Source organism: Bradyrhizobium sp. CFUWI, assembly GCF_056429085.1.
On the sequence record NZ_JBWJZE010000008.1, the window covers coordinates 334,297 to 350,136 of the forward strand.

General features: G+C 64.9%; 13 protein-coding genes and 1 tRNA gene. 2 read left to right on the plus strand and 12 right to left on the minus strand.

All coding sequences use genetic code 11. The features are described 5' to 3' along the window. Nucleotides 1-12: 12 nt before the first annotated feature. Together AC066S_RS20065 and AC066S_RS20070 are read right to left on the minus strand one after the other, a co-directional pair. Entirely contained in the window at nucleotides 13-723 is a 711-nt protein-coding gene (locus tag AC066S_RS20065; protein ID WP_126257647.1) for an endonuclease/exonuclease/phosphatase family protein, read from the minus strand. After that, on the minus strand, nucleotides 723-2,756 hold the full coding sequence (locus tag AC066S_RS20070) for a VTT domain-containing protein (RefSeq protein WP_478270425.1): 2,034 nt from the start codon (nucleotides 2,754-2,756) through the stop codon (nucleotides 723-725). The genes AC066S_RS20065 and AC066S_RS20070 overlap by 1 nt, the downstream gene beginning before the upstream one ends. A gap of 334 nt (nucleotides 2,757-3,090) precedes the next feature. Between AC066S_RS20070 and AC066S_RS20075 the strand changes: the two genes are divergently transcribed. After that, entirely contained in the window at nucleotides 3,091-3,699 is a 609-nt protein-coding gene (locus AC066S_RS20075; protein WP_126257646.1) for a sll1863 family stress response protein, read from the plus strand. Between the two features lie 1,146 nt (nucleotides 3,700-4,845). After that, entirely contained in the window at nucleotides 4,846-5,238 is a 393-nt protein-coding gene (locus AC066S_RS20080; RefSeq protein ID WP_478270426.1) for a hypothetical protein, read from the plus strand. Nucleotides 5,239-5,469: 231 nt separating this feature from the next. On the opposite strand, the gene AC066S_RS20085 is transcribed toward AC066S_RS20080, so the two are convergent. From AC066S_RS20085 to AC066S_RS20130, 10 genes are all read right to left on the minus strand, one after another. Then, nucleotides 5,470-5,559: transfer RNA gene (locus AC066S_RS20085), tRNA-Ser, on the minus strand. A 313-nt stretch (nucleotides 5,560-5,872) separates the two neighbouring features. Continuing rightward, the gene (locus AC066S_RS20090) at nucleotides 5,873-6,196 is read right to left on the minus strand and encodes a hypothetical protein (protein ID WP_478270440.1); all 324 of its coding nucleotides are present in this window, start codon (nucleotides 6,194-6,196) and stop codon (nucleotides 5,873-5,875) included. A 246-nt stretch (nucleotides 6,197-6,442) separates the two neighbouring features. Beyond that, a complete protein-coding gene (locus AC066S_RS20095; RefSeq protein ID WP_126257642.1) occupies nucleotides 6,443-6,760 on the minus strand; it encodes a hypothetical protein in 318 nt (105 codons plus the stop codon). Nucleotides 6,761-7,169: 409 nt separating this feature from the next. Then, nucleotides 7,170-9,020 carry a dihydroxy-acid dehydratase gene (gene ilvD / locus AC066S_RS20100; RefSeq protein WP_126257641.1) on the minus strand — a complete coding sequence of 617 codons (1,851 nt, stop codon included), beginning with the start codon at nucleotides 9,018-9,020 and terminating at the stop codon, nucleotides 7,170-7,172. 281 nt (nucleotides 9,021-9,301) lie between these two features. Continuing rightward, a complete protein-coding gene (locus tag AC066S_RS20105; protein ID WP_478270427.1) occupies nucleotides 9,302-10,159 on the minus strand; it encodes an ABC transporter permease in 858 nt (285 codons plus the stop codon). After that, nucleotides 10,156-11,085, minus strand: coding sequence for an ABC transporter permease (locus AC066S_RS20110; RefSeq protein ID WP_478270428.1), 930 nt, complete (start codon nucleotides 11,083-11,085; stop codon nucleotides 10,156-10,158). The genes AC066S_RS20105 and AC066S_RS20110 overlap by 4 nt, the downstream gene beginning before the upstream one ends. Beyond that, nucleotides 11,085-12,071 carry an ABC transporter ATP-binding protein gene (locus AC066S_RS20115; RefSeq protein WP_478270429.1) on the minus strand — a complete coding sequence of 329 codons (987 nt, stop codon included), beginning with the start codon at nucleotides 12,069-12,071 and terminating at the stop codon, nucleotides 11,085-11,087. Before AC066S_RS20115 ends, AC066S_RS20110 begins: the two co-directional genes overlap by 1 nt. Next, a complete protein-coding gene (locus tag AC066S_RS20120; protein ID WP_135170632.1) occupies nucleotides 12,068-13,051 on the minus strand; it encodes an ABC transporter ATP-binding protein in 984 nt (327 codons plus the stop codon). Before AC066S_RS20120 ends, AC066S_RS20115 begins: the two co-directional genes overlap by 4 nt. Nucleotides 13,052-13,053: 2 nt before the next feature. After that, nucleotides 13,054-14,691, minus strand: a complete 1,638-nt coding sequence (locus tag AC066S_RS20125) for an ABC transporter substrate-binding protein (protein WP_478270430.1) — start codon at nucleotides 14,689-14,691, stop codon at nucleotides 13,054-13,056. A gap of 29 nt (nucleotides 14,692-14,720) precedes the next feature. Continuing rightward, nucleotides 14,721-15,536, minus strand: a complete 816-nt coding sequence (locus AC066S_RS20130; protein ID WP_126257635.1) for a sugar phosphate isomerase/epimerase family protein — start codon at nucleotides 15,534-15,536, stop codon at nucleotides 14,721-14,723. Nucleotides 15,537-15,840 lie beyond the last annotated feature (304 nt).

The following is a 15,840-nucleotide window of genomic DNA, read 5'->3' on the forward strand; positions in this document are numbered from 1 at the left end:
CATGCACAGTAGCTATACCGTTGAAGGACAAAGCTTTTCTATAGGCTCGGGAAGGCCCTTGAGCTCGATCTCGGCGATGACGGGCAGATGGTCCGAGATGGCTCGCGCCGCCTCGTCGGTCCACACTTTCCGGATCGGGCTGTCGGAGGTCGCATAGATCCGGTCAAGCCGCATCAGGGGGAGACGCGACGGGAAAGTTCGCAGTCGCGTACGGTTCGGGCAGACCTGCGCGAGCACCCGCCGCACCGACTTGACCCAGAACCAGTCGTTGAAATCGCCGAGGACGACGGTCCTCGCTGGCTTGACCAGGTTCACCAGGGCCTGAGCCTGCGCATAGCGCTCGTGGATGCTTAAGCCCAGATGCGTGGCGACCACGCGCACGTCCCCGGCCGGCGTGAGCAGGCTGGTCGCAATGGCTCTGCGCGGCTCGCGCTCCCGATACGACACGTCGACGATCTCCGGGACAGCGGAGAACGGAAAGCGGCTCAGGAGCATCTGACCGTACTCGCCATCCTCGGTGACGATCGACTTGGCGTGAACGCCGTGATCTCCGACGACACTCGCCAGTTTCGCGAACGGATCGTCCGACCTCGACCGCGAATCCACCTCCTGAAGCGCGACGACATCAGGAGACCATTTGCGAAGGATGGAGCAGACACCATCCAGATCGAATTTCGGATTGAGGTTGAACGTGCCATGCACGTTCCAGGTCATGAAGCGCATCAGCGCCTCCCGGCCAGCCAGGTGGCCAGGAATTGCGCGCCGGCGCAGATGCCGAGCCAACCCAGGAACGCCAGCACGAGCAGCAACATGCTGCTCCAGGACGCATTGCGGGCTACATCCGCGATCTGAGCTCCCAGAACCGCCATCGCAAGGTTGCCTGGCGTCATGCCCAGCGCGGTTCCGATCATGAAGTCACGCAGAGGCAGCGTGCTCGCGCCGGCCACGACATTCACGATCGAGAACGGTGCGATGGGAATCATCCGGATCACGACGACAGCCAGGATGCCCTTGCCGACGACGCGGTCCTGGATCCGCGCCGCCCGCCGTCCGAGCAATTGCTGGAGCCGCTGTCGTCCGAGTGCCCGTCCGATCACGAAAAGGATGAAAGCACTGAGCAGGACACCGGCGCTCGCCGTGACGAAACCCACCCAAGGCCCGAGCGCGGCCGCCGTTGCTGCAATGAGCACGAGCACCGGAAACACGACTAGCCCGCCGACGACAAAAGCCGCGATCGCGAATGGCGGCCCCCAGCCGGACTGCGAATAGGCAGACAGCAAATTCGAGACGCGCCCGGTGTCGGCGAAACCGCTCAAGGACGTGTACGACCAGGCCATTGCCAAGCCAAAAAGCGCCAAGGCGATCGATACGATCCCGATGATGGTCTTGGTAGTCCACATGCGCGATGCCGCCCGCTCGAGGTGAAGAGGCCGCTCAGGGTCCGCCACCGGCTGAACCATCGTGGCCAGAGTGCTGGTCAGGACCGAGAACTCCACGTCCCGCAGCGCCTTCGTCCGATCAGCTCTCGACACCTCGTCCAGGAGAGCAAAAAGGCGATCGTCGTCTTGCCTGACGCTGCGTTCGTCGAGGCCGCAAAAGTGGCCGATCAGGCGTCGGCGAACCGAAGCGATGAACTCCCGGTGCTCATCGGATTCGGCTTCAAAGATCAGGTCACATTCGCTATCGGCGCCCATCGACCGATTGTTCAAATTGGCCGATCCGATTCGCAAGATCCGATCGTCGACGATCATGAGCTTGCTGTGCACCATCACGGCAGCCTCCCCCTCCCCGTCGCGTGAGACCGGGTAGACGAAGCGGATTCGATCGGCCACACCCGCCTCGCTGAAGCAATCGATGAAGGCGCCGCGGCCGTTTTGCATGGCTTGGGATTCCAGCCACGAGGAGTGCAGTTTCGGAGCGACGACCAGAACCCGCAGCGACGGCACGCGCTTCATCTGCTCCACCAGCTCACGCGCGATCTTGATGGCGCTGGTGAACTGGTTCTCGATATAGACGAAGCCCGTCGCGGACCGGATCGCTGCAATCAGCGAGCGTTCGACCTCCCTGATGGTCGAACCCACGGGGCAAACGACGTCGGTCCTGGCGATGCCCACCGGCATCTGCTCGGCCTCGACCGGCACATGCAACGGCCAGCGCATGCTCTTCGGCGCGCGGCGATCACGCGTCTGTTGGCCTGCCGCACGCCAGCGCTCCTCCGCCAGCTCGAACAGCGAGGCGGCAGCTTCCCCGTCTACCAGGCATTGAACATCGTGAAACGGCTTGTATGGCTTTCCCTGAGGGTCGCAGCGCAACGGCTGATCGGCGCAATGCTCGCTCGTGTCCCAGCGCCTGATCGTCAGATCGAGCCCGCCGACGAAGGCCAGCGCACCGTCGATGCAGACGATCTTCTGGTGCTGAGCCGAACCGAACGGAAGCGTGGAATCCATCTCGAACTGGACGCGGCCGTCTGTGTCGGCGGTGAATTTGGCCGCGGAATTCCATTCCCTTTCCGAGGCGTAGAACGAGACGAAGTCCCAGACCAGAATGTTGATCCGCAGGCCCGGCCGGCGCTGCACGAGTGCGCGCAGGAATGGGCCGAGTTGTTCGGGCAGACCGTCATCCGCCCGTCCGGAAGCTCCGACCAACCTGGTCTCGCTATGGATATCCCACCCGACGATGTAGACGAGGTCTTGAGCCTCGAGCAGCGCCTCGCGCAGGGCCGCGAAATAAGCGGCCGCATCGTTCAGGACCGCCACGCGCCGCGCCTTGCACCGTCGCCAGACGGTGTCGCCGGGAACCAGGGTCGATGAACTCTGAAGCAGGTGGACCTCGCAAATCACGTTCGCGTCTAAACGCTCTGAACGCTCAAGGGGTTCCACGCTACAGGGATACGGTTCTGTGTGCGAGGGCCGGAGATAAGACCTTCGATCAGACCGCCGCGCTGCTGGCTCCCCTCCGGCACGGGGCGCGGCTTTGCACGGCGCGGCTCCGCAATCGCAATGTCGTGAGACCGCAACATGATTGAGACAGGTCAATACGGGCTGGATCAAGCTCTGGGAACCTGGCGTCGGCAAGCAGATGGAGACGGCCATGTCACAGCAGAGCAGCGTGCACTATTATCTCAATTGGGCCAAGGAGCGGATCGACGAGATGGATGCCGCATTGGCCTCGTTCGAGGTCAAAGCCGGCCAGGCCAAGGCAGAATCCAAGGTGAAGACGGATCAACTGCTGTCCGACCTGACGAAGCGCCGTGACGAATTTCAGGCGATGCTCAAGAGCCAGGCGGAAGCAGGTGAAGCCGCCTGGACGGACGCCAAGGCCGACCTGGAAAAGCAATGGGCCGGATTCGAAGCCCAGATGAAGACCTACTTCGAGGGTGCAGGCAAACAGTTCGAGCAGCAGCAGGCCACGTTCAAGGACGTTGCGGCGGCACAGGCCAAGGCCTGGCGCGAAGCCGCGGACAAATTCCGCGAAGCCGCCGGCAAAGTCGCAACAGCCCGCACCGTCGACGTCGATGCCGCGCTCAAGCAGATGAAATCGGATGCATCCGAAGCTGAAGCGCGTCTGCAGAAGCTGAAGCAAGCCGGCAGCGAATCCTGGTCGGTCCTGAGCGCCGCCCTCGCCGAATCCCGCAAGGCGTTCGATCAGGCGAACCAGGCTGCCTGGAACGCGCTGAAGGGCGCCGGTCCGAAGAGCTGAGCCGGTTCGCAAACGCGCCAGCAAAAGCGAGGCGGACAGAGGATCACGCGGGGCCCAGCCTAGCTGCGAGCCAGGCTTGGCTCACGCGCTCGCTACGGCTGGTCTGTTGCCATTGCGCGCATAACGTCGCTCTTGATGCGGATGGGTGGCCGGACCACATGAGGCCGTCCGATCTGGAGCCATGCTTCGTCTGCCAGGGCTGCGGATGTCGCGGCGCCGACGTGCGACCCGACTTCGAGCGTGGCAATCCAAAGCTTGCGATCATAGGCGCGAAAGACGCCGCCCACTGAGGCGGACCGTTTACCGACGACCTTCGTCTCTCGTGAGTGCTGCTAGTCTGTCCAACTGGGTGGCCAAGCCGGCGAAGCTCTTTGCGATGTTCTTCAAAAGGGAGGCCCGCGAGGCTGAAATACCTGGACCTCTGGAAAGTGCTTTGTAGCGCTCTGCTGTTTCTTGGCAGGCTGCGGCGGTAATCATTTCGGGCTCCGTTGCCAAAAAATCATAGGTGAGAACCGCTGTCATACTACCCTAGGTGGCTACACGCCAAAATCACAGTTGCGACAACGTTTGGCGCGGCCCAGGCACTCGTCTAGGAACGTGACCCCGTCGCGACGGTTAGCCTCTCACATCTGACGAAGAACAGGTGAGACCCTCCTTTGGTACCTCCCAGCCGTCCAGACAGCGGCTGGGGCATTTTTTCGTTGGTGCGGCTTTCCCGCGTTAACCGGCGGGCTCAAGCGTGCCCTCCCGAGCCCTATCGCCGCGCCCTCTCGCGAGCAGCATTAAGATCCGCTTTGGTCGCAGGGATTGCTGCTGCATCGGCGGATGGTCGGCTCGGGGGCGGTTCACCAAGGTCTCGTGCCCATCGTGCGCCGGATCGAACCGTCGCGCCGGAGTTGGCGTGATCGGAGCTCGCGCAAGCAGAGACAAGTAGGCCAGCAAGGCCGACCAATACCGCCCGCGTCGTCGCCTGGATGCACATCCTCGTCTAACCGAGATGCTGCCGAATCGATCCCCCGGATCATAAACGGAGATTTGGAAAGTCGGAAAATGTGACCCGCCAGCAAAATGTGGTTGCGTGTGAACGTGCTTAAAACCATTGGGGAAGCAGCTCCCCCTCGGCTTGTTTCTATGGTACCATGGTTTATGGCTAAGACACGTGTGGTACCAAAGAAAAAACGAGGCCCGCCGCCGACTGGTAAGGGGATCCAGGTTGGCGAGCGCTGGCATCCTTCCGAGCTTGCGGCGATAGATGCATGGATCGCATCATCACGCGACAAGACCCTCACCCGAGCGCATGCTATTCGCCGGCTCGTTGCGATTGGCCTGAGGATCAAGATCGAAAGTCAGGGCAAAAGCGAAGACATGAAGGGGCGCCAAGATGCCAAGCAACGCGCTCGCGAACTAGCAGCCGATGCGATCAACGAGATCGCCGATACGGCAGCCAGCCCAGAGGCCCAAGTCAGCCGTAAGCGGCGCCTCGTCAAAGGGCCGGAGGAATTTCAGAGCATTCGACGCGACCGGCCAAACCGGAAGTGATCGGTGGACGCATGGTGGACGTTACGGGAATGATTTCTCCAATGCTCGACCAGGCGATGCAGCATCTTCGGAGCAATCCACCAAAGAGCAGTAGCTGAACCCTAGTTCGCCCCTCGGCAGCCACCCCGTATCTGTGACAAGCCGTGCAGCTGGCGTCGAGCCCTTCCGTCCAACCAGCTGATTTCGCTGTGAAGTTCCGGGGTGGTCCCAAAGAAAGGGGGAGCGCTGTGCTGGCGGAAGGGGTGGGATTCGAACCCACGGTACCCTTGCGGGCACGCCGGTTTTCAAGACCGGTGCCTTAAACCACTCGGCCACCCTTCCAAGCGCGGAATGGCTGTCGCTTAACGCAGTCGACGGCGCAAGGCAACGCGAAGTTGGGCGCCCTTGCCTCTGGGCCCCTTTCAGGAGGGCAATCGGACATGGGAGTGATCCCGCCTGTGGCCATCCTTCGAGACGCCCGCCGGCGGCGGGCCCTCAGGATGAGGACCGTGGGCGCGGCCCGCAGTTGCAATGAGCACCCATGCCGCTCAGCCTCATCCAGAGGCTTGACGGCGACCGGCCTCCCGCATTTGGCAAAAAGCAAACGGCGCCCCGTGAGGAGCGCCGTTCGAAACCGTTCGCAGCTGTGTCCGGCTCAGTACCCGCAGGATGCGCAGTTCATCTGCACCGGGGCGTAATAGGAGTAGCCGGGCGAGACCATCTCGACGCGCTGGCGCGTGGCGTATTGCGGCGGGATCTGCTGGTACTGGACGCTGGGCGGCGCGACCATCACGGTCTGCGGCACCATCACGGTGCGGTATTGCGCGGGTGTGCGATGTGCGACGACGGCGCCGGGCGACACCATCACGGTCTCGTCGACGGCGCGGTACTGGGGCGGCGCGTATTGCTGCTGATAGCAGGTCTGGCACGGCGGCGGCGTGTAGCAATTGTAGCAGCCGGCGGAGGCTGCGCCCGTCATCGATATCGCGGCGACGGCGGTCGAGAAAACAACAGCAAGAGTACGCGACATCATGTGGTGCCCCAGTTGCCCGAAATGGATTTGCGAAGGTGGCGCATTATACGCCGCAAAATCCAGGGCCGCTGAAGTTCATCAGGGCATCCTTAATGCGAACGGCCGATCACGGCCGACCGGTAAGAACTCGTTGACCACGCCCATCAACGCGCGACGTGGCGTCTCCCGTTCATTCGCCTCCGATGGCCGAGCTCAATGCCTCGCAGCTCTTTCCAAGAACTCCAGCAGCGAGGGATCGGTCTCCTCGAGTTCGACAAATCGGCGACGAAGCTCGTCGGCGACATCTGCGGTGGCATCTCGCGACCATCCCTCCGCGGTATTGAAGGCCACGATACGGACCGGATGGAGATATTGGCCTTCGGCGAGATGTCTGAGCAGGGTCGCGCGATTGGCGTCCTCCTCGGCCGTCTCACACCAGGCGCGGCCCAGCCGCCGGCCGAAGTCATCGAGCACGAGATAGACGTCGCGGTCGGTCGTGACTTGCGGCACGAGTGATGGAGCATGACTCATGGCTAACTCCGCTACTGACAATCCGGACCGTTGCGGACGGATTTCGAATGTGCCACGGCCTCGGGCCGAATTCGGAAAAATTGATTTCGGCCATTATCCAGAGGATGGCACGATTAAATCGTAAATAAAATAAAAATTAATGAAATTTAAATAGCGGGATGTGGACAAATGCATTAGGTTGATGATGCCTGGCGGGCGAGCCCGCTTGTCGGGTGCCCACTTCGCAAACGGCTCTCGCCTCCACCCCCCAATAGCCCACACCCCGGACGGCGGGGGCCGTTTCTTTGCAGACCTCCGGCCCCACTGTCCTGCAACAGCGCATCATCTGCGCTGGCGTGGAGTCGCCATCCGCTCCGGAGCAATCGATCCAGCCTTGCGATCCAGCCTTGCGGCGCCGCCGATCAGGCGCCTACCTCAGGCGCCGCTTGACCTCGCGCACGGCGCCGCGCGCGGCGCTGGTGGTGAGTGCGGCGTAGGCCTGCAGTGCAGTCGAGACGTTACGCTTGCGACCCACTGCTTGCCAGGCGGCATCGCCCTTCGCCTCCTCGGCGGCGCGGCGATTGGCGAGCTCCTCATCGGAGACCTCCAGCGTGATGCTGCGGTTCGGGATGTCGATGGCGATGATGTCGCCGGTGCGGACCAAGCCGATATTGCCGCCCTCTGCCGCTTCCGGCGACAGATGGCCGATCGACAGCCCCGAGGAGCCGCCGGAGAAGCGGCCGTCGGTGACGAGCGCGCAGGCTTTGCCGAGGCCCATCGATTTCAGATAGCTGGTCGGATACAGCATCTCCTGCATGCCGGGACCGCCGCGCGGGCCTTCGTAGATGATGACCACGACCTCGCCGGCGACGACCTTGCCGCCCAGAATGCCGTCCACCGCCGCGTCCTGGCTTTCGAACACGCGCGCCGGGCCGGAGAATTTGAGGATCGAGGCGTCGACGCCGGCGGTCTTCACGATGCAGCCGTCCTGCGCGAGATTGCCGTAGAGCACGGCGAGGCCGCCGTCCTTGCTGAAGGCGTGGTCGAGATCGCGCACCACGCCCTTCTCGCGGTCGGCGTCGAGCTCGTCGTAGCGGCGCTCCTGGCTGAAGGCGACCTGGGTCGGAATGCCGCCGGGCGAGGCGCGGAAGAAGGTGCGCACCGCTTCGCTCTTGGTGCGCTTGATGTCCCAGCGCTCCAGCGCCTCGTTCATGGTCGGCGCGTGCACGGTCGAGACCGAGGTGTCGATCAGGCCGGCGCGATCGAGCTCGCCCAGAATGCCCATGATGCCGCCGGCGCGATGGACGTCCTCGACATGCACGTCGGCGACCGACGGCGCGACCTTGCACAGCACCGGCACGCGGCGCGAGAGACGGTCGATGTCCTTCATGGTGAAGGCGACCTGCCCTTCATGGGCGGCGGCGAGCAGATGCAGCACGGTGTTGGTCGAGCCGCCCATCGCGATGTCGAGCGTCATGGCGTTCTCGAACGCCTTGAAGTTGGCGATGTTGCGCGGAAGCACCGAAGCGTCGTCCTGCTCGTAATAGCGGCGAACCAGATCGACGATGGTGTGGCCGGCCTCGACGAACAGGCGCTTGCGGTCGGCATGGGTTGCGACCACCGAGCCGTTGCCGGGCAGCGCGAGGCCCAGGGCCTCGGTCAGGCAGTTCATGGAATTGGCGGTGAACATGCCCGAACAGGAGCCGCAGGTCGGGCACGCCGAGCGCTCGATCACCTTGACGTCGTCGTCGCTGACCTTGGAGTCGGCCGCGGCGACCATGGCGTCGATGAGGTCGACGGCCTTGGTCTTGCCGGCCAGCTTGACCTTGCCAGCCTCCATCGGGCCGCCCGAGACGAACACGGCGGGGATGTTGAGCCTGAGCGCTGCCATCAGCATGCCGGGGGTGATCTTGTCGCAATTGGAGATGCAGACGAGGCCGTCGGCGCAGTGCGCGTTGGCCATGTACTCGACGCTGTCGGCGATCAGCTCGCGCGACGGCAGGCTGTAGAGCATGCCGTCATGGCCCATGGCGATGCCGTCGTCGACCGCGATGGTGTTGAACTCTTTCGCCACGCCGCCGGCCTGCTCGATCTCGCGGGCGACGAGCTGGCCGAGGTCCTTGAGATGGACATGGCCAGGCACGAACTGGGTGAAGGAATTGACCACCGCGATGATCGGCTTGCCGAAATCGCCGTCCTTCATGCCAGTCGCGCGCCAGAGGCCGCGGGCGCCCGCCATGTTGCGGCCGTGGGTGGTGGTACGGGAGCGATAGGCTGGCATGGCGGTTTCCGTCCTCGGGTTGGGCTAAGGCGGGAAAATCTGGTGCCGCCTCAGGCCTTTGTGGCCGGATAGCGCACGGGGTGGCGGGGCGCAACGGGAACTTGGGCATGACAGGGCTCCCCTGCTCCCGGCGCGGGGTTTTCGTCGTTAAGTCCCGTCATTCCGGGGCGATGCGCAGCATCGAACCCGGAATCCATCGGGCGGCAGCACCCGCGGGACAATGGATTCCGGGTTCGCGCCTTGCGGCGCGCCCCGGAATGACGGCGGGGGCGTCGGAGCCCCTATTGCAGCGTCGGATCGAGCCGGTCGCGCAGCCAGTCGCCGATCACGGAGACGGCCAGCGTGGTGATCACGATGGTGGTTGCCGGGGCCAGCATGATCCAGGGCGCCCGGGTCAGATATTCCCGGCCGTAGCCGACCATGTTGCCGAGGCTGGTCATCGGCGGCTGCACGCCGAGGCCGAGGAAGGACAGACCCGATTCCATCAGGATCACCTCGGGGAAGACCAGCGTGGTCGAGACGATCAAGGTCGAGGCGATGTTGGGCAGGATGTGCCTGAAGTAGATCCGCGGCGGCGTCGCCCCTAGCTGGCGGACCGCGGCGGCATAGCCTTGCGCGTTGGCGGAGATGGCAAGGCCGCGCGCGATGCGGGCGTAGCGCTCCCAGCCGAACAGGCCCATCAAGCCGATCAGGAGCGGCAACGAATTGCCGAAGAAGGCGAGCACGGCGAGGGCCATGATCAGGAACGGCATGCTGGCCTGGAAGTCGGTCAGCATCAGCACGAGCTGCTCGACGGCGCCGCGGAAATGCGCGGCGAGGAAGCCGAGCATGGTGCCGACGATCGCCGAAATCGCGGTCGCGCCGAAGGCGATCAGCAGCGAGATGCGGATCGAGACGAGAAGCCGCGACAGCACGTCCCGGCCGAGCTCGTCGGTGCCGAGCCAGTGCGCGGCATGGCCGGGCGCCGCCAGCCGGTTGCGCAGGTCGAGCTGGGTGAAGCCGTAGGGCGCGATCTTCTCGGCAAAGGCGGCGATCACGAGCATCGCGACGATCCAGGTCACCGCGAGGGCGACCGAGACCGGGATCGCCGGCAGGCTGATGCGGCGGCTGGCCGTGTCCTTCAACGCGGCGTCGGTCATGCATGCGCTCCCTTGGCGCGCAGGCGCGGATCGAGGAAGCCGTAGAGGAAGTCGACGATCAGATTTGACGTGACCATGGTCATGGCGACCAGCAGCAGGATGCATTGCACGACGGCAAGGTCGCGGTTGGCGACGGCGACGACGAGCAGGCGCCCTACTCCCGGCCAGGCGAACACGCTCTCAACCACCACCGCGCCCGCGATCAGCGTGCCGACCATGAAGCCGAGAATCGTGACGGTCGGGATCGCCGCATTCGGTAGCGCATGTGACGTCACCACCTTGCGCCACGGCAGGCCCTTGGCCGAGGCGGTGCGGATATAGGGCTGGCCCAGCACTTCCAGCATCGCGCTGCGGGTGAAGCGCGCCAGCACGGCAGCGCCCCCTAAGCTCAGCGTCGTGATCGGCAAAATGGCATGGCGCCAGCTGTCCTGCCCGCCCGAGGGCAGCCAGCCGAGCTGCACGGCGAAGACCAGAACCAGGATCAGCGCGAGCACGAAGCTCGGCACGGTGAAGCCCGCGACTGCCGTCGTCATCACGGCGCGATCGATGGCGGAGCCCCGGTGCAGCGCGGCGTAGATGCCGGCGGGAACGCCGATCGCGACCTTGAAGAAGAAGGCCGGCAGGGTCAGCGCCAGCGTCGCCGGGATGCGCTCCAGCACCAGCTCGATCGCGGGCCGTCCGTCGCGCATGGAGCGGCCGAGCTCGCCCTTGGCGATGGCGCCGAAATAATCGAGATACTGAAACCAGATGGGATCATCGAGACCCCAGGCCTTGCGGAACGCGGCAAGCACTTCGGGCGGCGCCTCTGGTCCCAGGATCATCAGCGCGGGATCGCCCGACAGCCGCAACACGATGAAGGCGAAGGTGACGACGAGGACGATCGTGAGCGCGGCGCGGCCGATGCGGACGGCGAAATAGCGTCCCATCACGCCGCATCCCGCGTTTGCACGCCCGTGACGAGGTGGCAGGCCACCTGACGGTCGTCGCCGATAGCGGACAACGCCGGCACCTCGCTTGCACAGCGCGCAATCGCGCGCGGACAGCGCGGATGGAAGGCGCAGCCTTGCGGGCGCGCCGCCGGGTTCGGCGGATCGCCCGCCAGCACGATGCGGCCCGTACTGCGGCGGCCAGGTGCCGGCGACGCCGAGACCAGTGCCTGCGTGTAAGGATGCTCCGGCCGCGCGAACAGATCGTCGGCACTGCCGATCTCGACGATGCGGCCGAGATACATCACCGCGACGATGTTGCTGATCTGCCGGACGACGCGCAGATCGTGGCTGATGAACAGCAGCGTCAGCGACAGCTCCGCCTGGAGATCGCAGAGCAGGTTCACCACCTGCGCCTGGATCGAGACGTCGAGCGCGCTGACCGGCTCGTCGCAGACGAGGAAATCGGGCTTGGTGGCGAGCGCCCGCGCCAGCACGATGCGCTGGCGCTGGCCGCCGGAGAGCGCACCCGGATAGCGCGCGCCATGCGCCGGCGTCAGCTCGACCGCGCGCAGCAATTCGCGGACGCGCTCCTCGCGATCCGCGGGCGTGCCGATGCCGTGAATGTCGAGCGGCTCGCGGATTTGGGTTGCGACCGGCAAGCGCCGGTCCAGCGCGCCGAGCGGGTCCTGGAAGATCATCTGCATGCGCGCACGCTGCGCGCGCCATGCGGCCGTTGCGGGCATCGCCATCGGCTTGCCGTCGAACCGCACCTCGCCGCGATCGGGCGGCTCGAGACCGAGCACGATACGCCCCGTTGTCGATTTGCCCGAGCCGGACTCACCGACGAGACCCAACGTCTGCCCCTTGGCAATCGCGAGCGACACGCCGTCGACGGCGTGCACGGCCGTAGCTCGGCCGAACATGCCCGAGCGCATCGCATAGCTGCGCGAGATCGCGGACACCTCGACGAGCGGCGGGCTCATTCGGCGGCGATCCCAAGCAGCGCGCGGCGGGAGGCCTCGGCGCGAATGCAGGCAACGCGGCGGTCATCCGCGATCGGCGCCAGGCTCGGCGCGGCGAGCCCGCACGGCTCATACGCCAGCGCGCAACGCGGCGCGAAGGCGCATCCACCAGGCATTTTTGCGGGATCGGGCACCGTTCCGGGAATGGCGGTGAGGCGCCGGCGGGGCCCGTCGAGCGGCGGCAGTGCACCGATCAGGCCCTGCGCATAGGGGTGCGCGGGATCGGCGAAGAGCTGGTTGCTGGGAGCTTCCTCGACGATGCGGCCGGCATACATCACCGCGACGCGGTCGCAGTTCTCGGCGACGACGCCGAGATCGTGGCTAATCAGGACCAGCGCCATCCCGAGCTCGCGGCGAACCGTCGAGAGCAGCTCCAGGATCTGCGCCTGGATGGTGGCATCGAGCGCCGTGGTCGGCTCGTCCGCGATCAGGAGGTCCGGATTTCCCGCGAGCGCCATCGCGATCATGATGCGCTGGACCTGGCCGCCGGAAAATTCGTGCGGATAGGCGTCCAACCGCCGGCCTGCGTCGGGAATGCCGACGAGATCGAGCAGCAGCCGCGCTTCCGCCTTCAAGGCATTACCTTGGAGATTCCGATGCAGCGCCAGCGCTTCGCAGAGCTGCCTGCGGATCGTCAGCACCGGGTTGAGCGAGCTCGCCGGATCCTGGAAGATCATGGCGATACGCCCGCCCCTGACGCGGTCGAGCTCGGTGGCCGGCGCGCCGAGGATCTCGCGCCCCTCGAGGGTCACCTTGCCGGAGACCCGCGCATGCCGCGGCAGGAGGCCGAGTGCGGCGAGCCAGGTCACGGACTTGCCGGAGCCGGACTCGCCGACGAGACCGAGGGCTTCGCCCTTGTGCAGGGTGAGATCGACGCCGCGCAGGACCGGCACGCCGCTGAAGGCGACGCTGAGACCTGCAATGTTGACCAGCGGCGCCACGGCTACGCCTCGAAATTGCCGGCGCGGAAATCCATCGCGAAGGCCGGCGCTGCCTTCCACTTGATCGATTTCGGCTTGGCGGTGAAGGTCGCGTTCTGGTGCAGCACCGTGTAGGCGGGATCCTCGCGCTCGGCGATCTCCAGCATGCGGCGGAACGCCTTCTTGCGCGCGGCACGGTCGGTCGAGGTCTCCAGGAATTCCGAGAGCTTGTTCAGCTCGACATTGGTCCATTCGCCGATCTGCTGCTGCTGGCCGTTCGGTCCGTGCTGGGCGACCAGCGAGGACACGGGATCGTTGAACGCCGCCGAGTTCGACCAGTCGCGCACGGCGCGGGTCGGCGCGCGCTCCATGATCTGCGACCAGTTCTCCTTGGTCTCGATCTGCACGTTGAGGCCGACCGATTTCCACATCTCGACCAGCACCTGCGCGGTCGCGACCTGGTTGGTGTAGTAATTGTTGAGCAGGCGATATGGAATCGGATCGCCCTTGTAATTGGCCTGCTTGAGCAGATCCTGCGCCAGCTTCGGATCATAGGCCGGCACGTTCCAATCGGCGTTGAACATGTCGCCGTAGAACTCCCATTGCAGGCCCTTCGGCACGCGGGTGCGGCCGGCCCACAGGCTGTCGACGATGGCCTGGCGGTCGATCGCGTGAGTGAAGGCGCGCCGCACCAGCGGATTGGCGAGCACGGCGTGATTCTTGTCGAACACGGTCAGGCGGTGGTTTTGAATCGTGCCGCCCTGCACTTCGAACGCCGAATTCTTCTCGATGCCGGCGATCTGGTCCGGCGGGATGTCGCAGGCGAACTGGTACTCGCCCGACAGCAGGCCGTTGATGCGGCTGGCGACTTCAGGCACTTCGAGGAAGCGGATGCGCTTCAGCGGCGGACGGCCGCCCCAATATTCGTCATGGGCTTCCAGGGTCAGCGACACATCGGGCTTGAGCTCGACGACCTTGTAGGGGCCGGTCGTGACGGGCTTGCGCGCCCAGTCGAGATAGCTCGCAGACTCCTCCCAGGCGCGGCGGTTCATGATGTCGGAGCCGTAGCGCGACAGCCGGCCCTCGATGGTGACGTCGGGCGTCGCGTTGTAGAAGCGCACGGTGTACTTGTCGACAGCATCGACGCGCACGAGATCGGGCCAGATGCGGCGGGCGACGGCCGGCACATCAGGCGGCAGCTCCTTTCCGGGCCGCGGCGTCGGGATCTTCTCGAACGCTTTGATCGTGGAGCGGTTCTTGGCCTCGCTCTCGCCGAACATGCGCTCGCGGCTGAACGTGAAGACGACGTCGTCGGCCGTAAGCTCGTCGCCATTGTGGAACTTGACGCCCTGGCGCAGCTTCACCTCGACGGTCTGGTCGTCGATGCGGCGCCATTCGGTGCCAAGGCCCGGCACGGCTTCCAAATTGCCGCGCCAGTTCTTCGAGATCAGACCTTCCCAGATCGAGGAGAAGAACACGCGCTCGCCGACATTGGACTGCTCGCGCAGCACGTCGAGCACGTTCGCGTTGGTGACCTTCTGCACGGCGATCGTCACCGACGGACGGTTGTCGCCTTGCGCGATGGCAAAGCGCGGCAGCAGCAATGTGCTCGCGGCCGCGCCGCCGGATTTCAGGATGGTACGACGGGTAAATTTGCTCATGGCGGTAACCCCTGCCCTGGATGATGCGGCTATTCGGCGAGACCGAGCGCGGCGAGATGGGCTGCGCCGGCGCGGACATCGTCGTGATTGCGAAGTTCGAGGATCAGGCGCGGGTTGGACGTCAGCCGTCCCAACGCGCGGAACACGGCGACCCAGGGGATGTTGCCCTCGCCCGGGGCCCAGTGCCGGTCGGCAAAGCCGTCGGTGTCCTGCAGATGCACATGCGTCAGCATGTCGCCGGCGGTCTCGACGTAGTAGTCGACCGGCGGCGCGCCGGTGGAGATGTGGGCGTAGTTGGCGTGACCGGTATCGAGCGAGACGCGAACCTTGGCGCTTTCGAGTGCCTTGGCGAGACGAACGCGGTCGCGCGGATCCTTGTCCTCGATGTTCTCGATGACGATCTCGCAGCCGACGGTTTCGGCGCGCGCGACCACTTCGGCGAGCGTCGCCTTGACGCGCTCGACGAGATTGTTGCGATTGTCCGGATAGAGATCGAGATTGTTGTGATCCCAGGTCGTGAACGGCGAATGGATCACCATCTGCGTCGCGCCGAGGAACTCGGCGGCATCCAGCCCCTGAAGCAGGCGCTTGGTCACCGCCTGACGGATCATGGGATCGTGGCTGTCGATCTTGAATCCCCAGAACGGACCGTGGATGCCGAGCCGGCCGGTATGGCCTGACAGCATCTGCTTGATCTCGCCAGCGGTGCTGCGCCAATCGCTGTCGAGAAGATCGGCGCGGAAGAAATCCTGGATTTCGAGATCGCGCTGCCGCTCCAGAAGCCAGTCGCGATGCGCGGGAATCGATTTGATGGACAATGCGGCGCCCAGCACCGGCTTCGACATGGCTTGCTCCTTGACCGTCAGCGATGACGGGAGCAGCGCTAGACCAGTTCGATGACAGGCCGGTGAAATGCAGGTTTCGCAGCGCCGGGAGATGTGGACATCTTGGCCGCGCGCTCCGGATTCAGACGACAGCGATCGCGGCGCCGATGCCGAATGAACACATCGCAACCGTTATCGTGTCCGTAGTGATCCGGAATGGAATCCTAACCAAGCTTCGCGTACATCGCCGGACATCGATCGGCGGCCACTTCCACGGGCATCACCCTCTGATCGCGCGCCACGGGGTTGGGGGACCACATGGGGC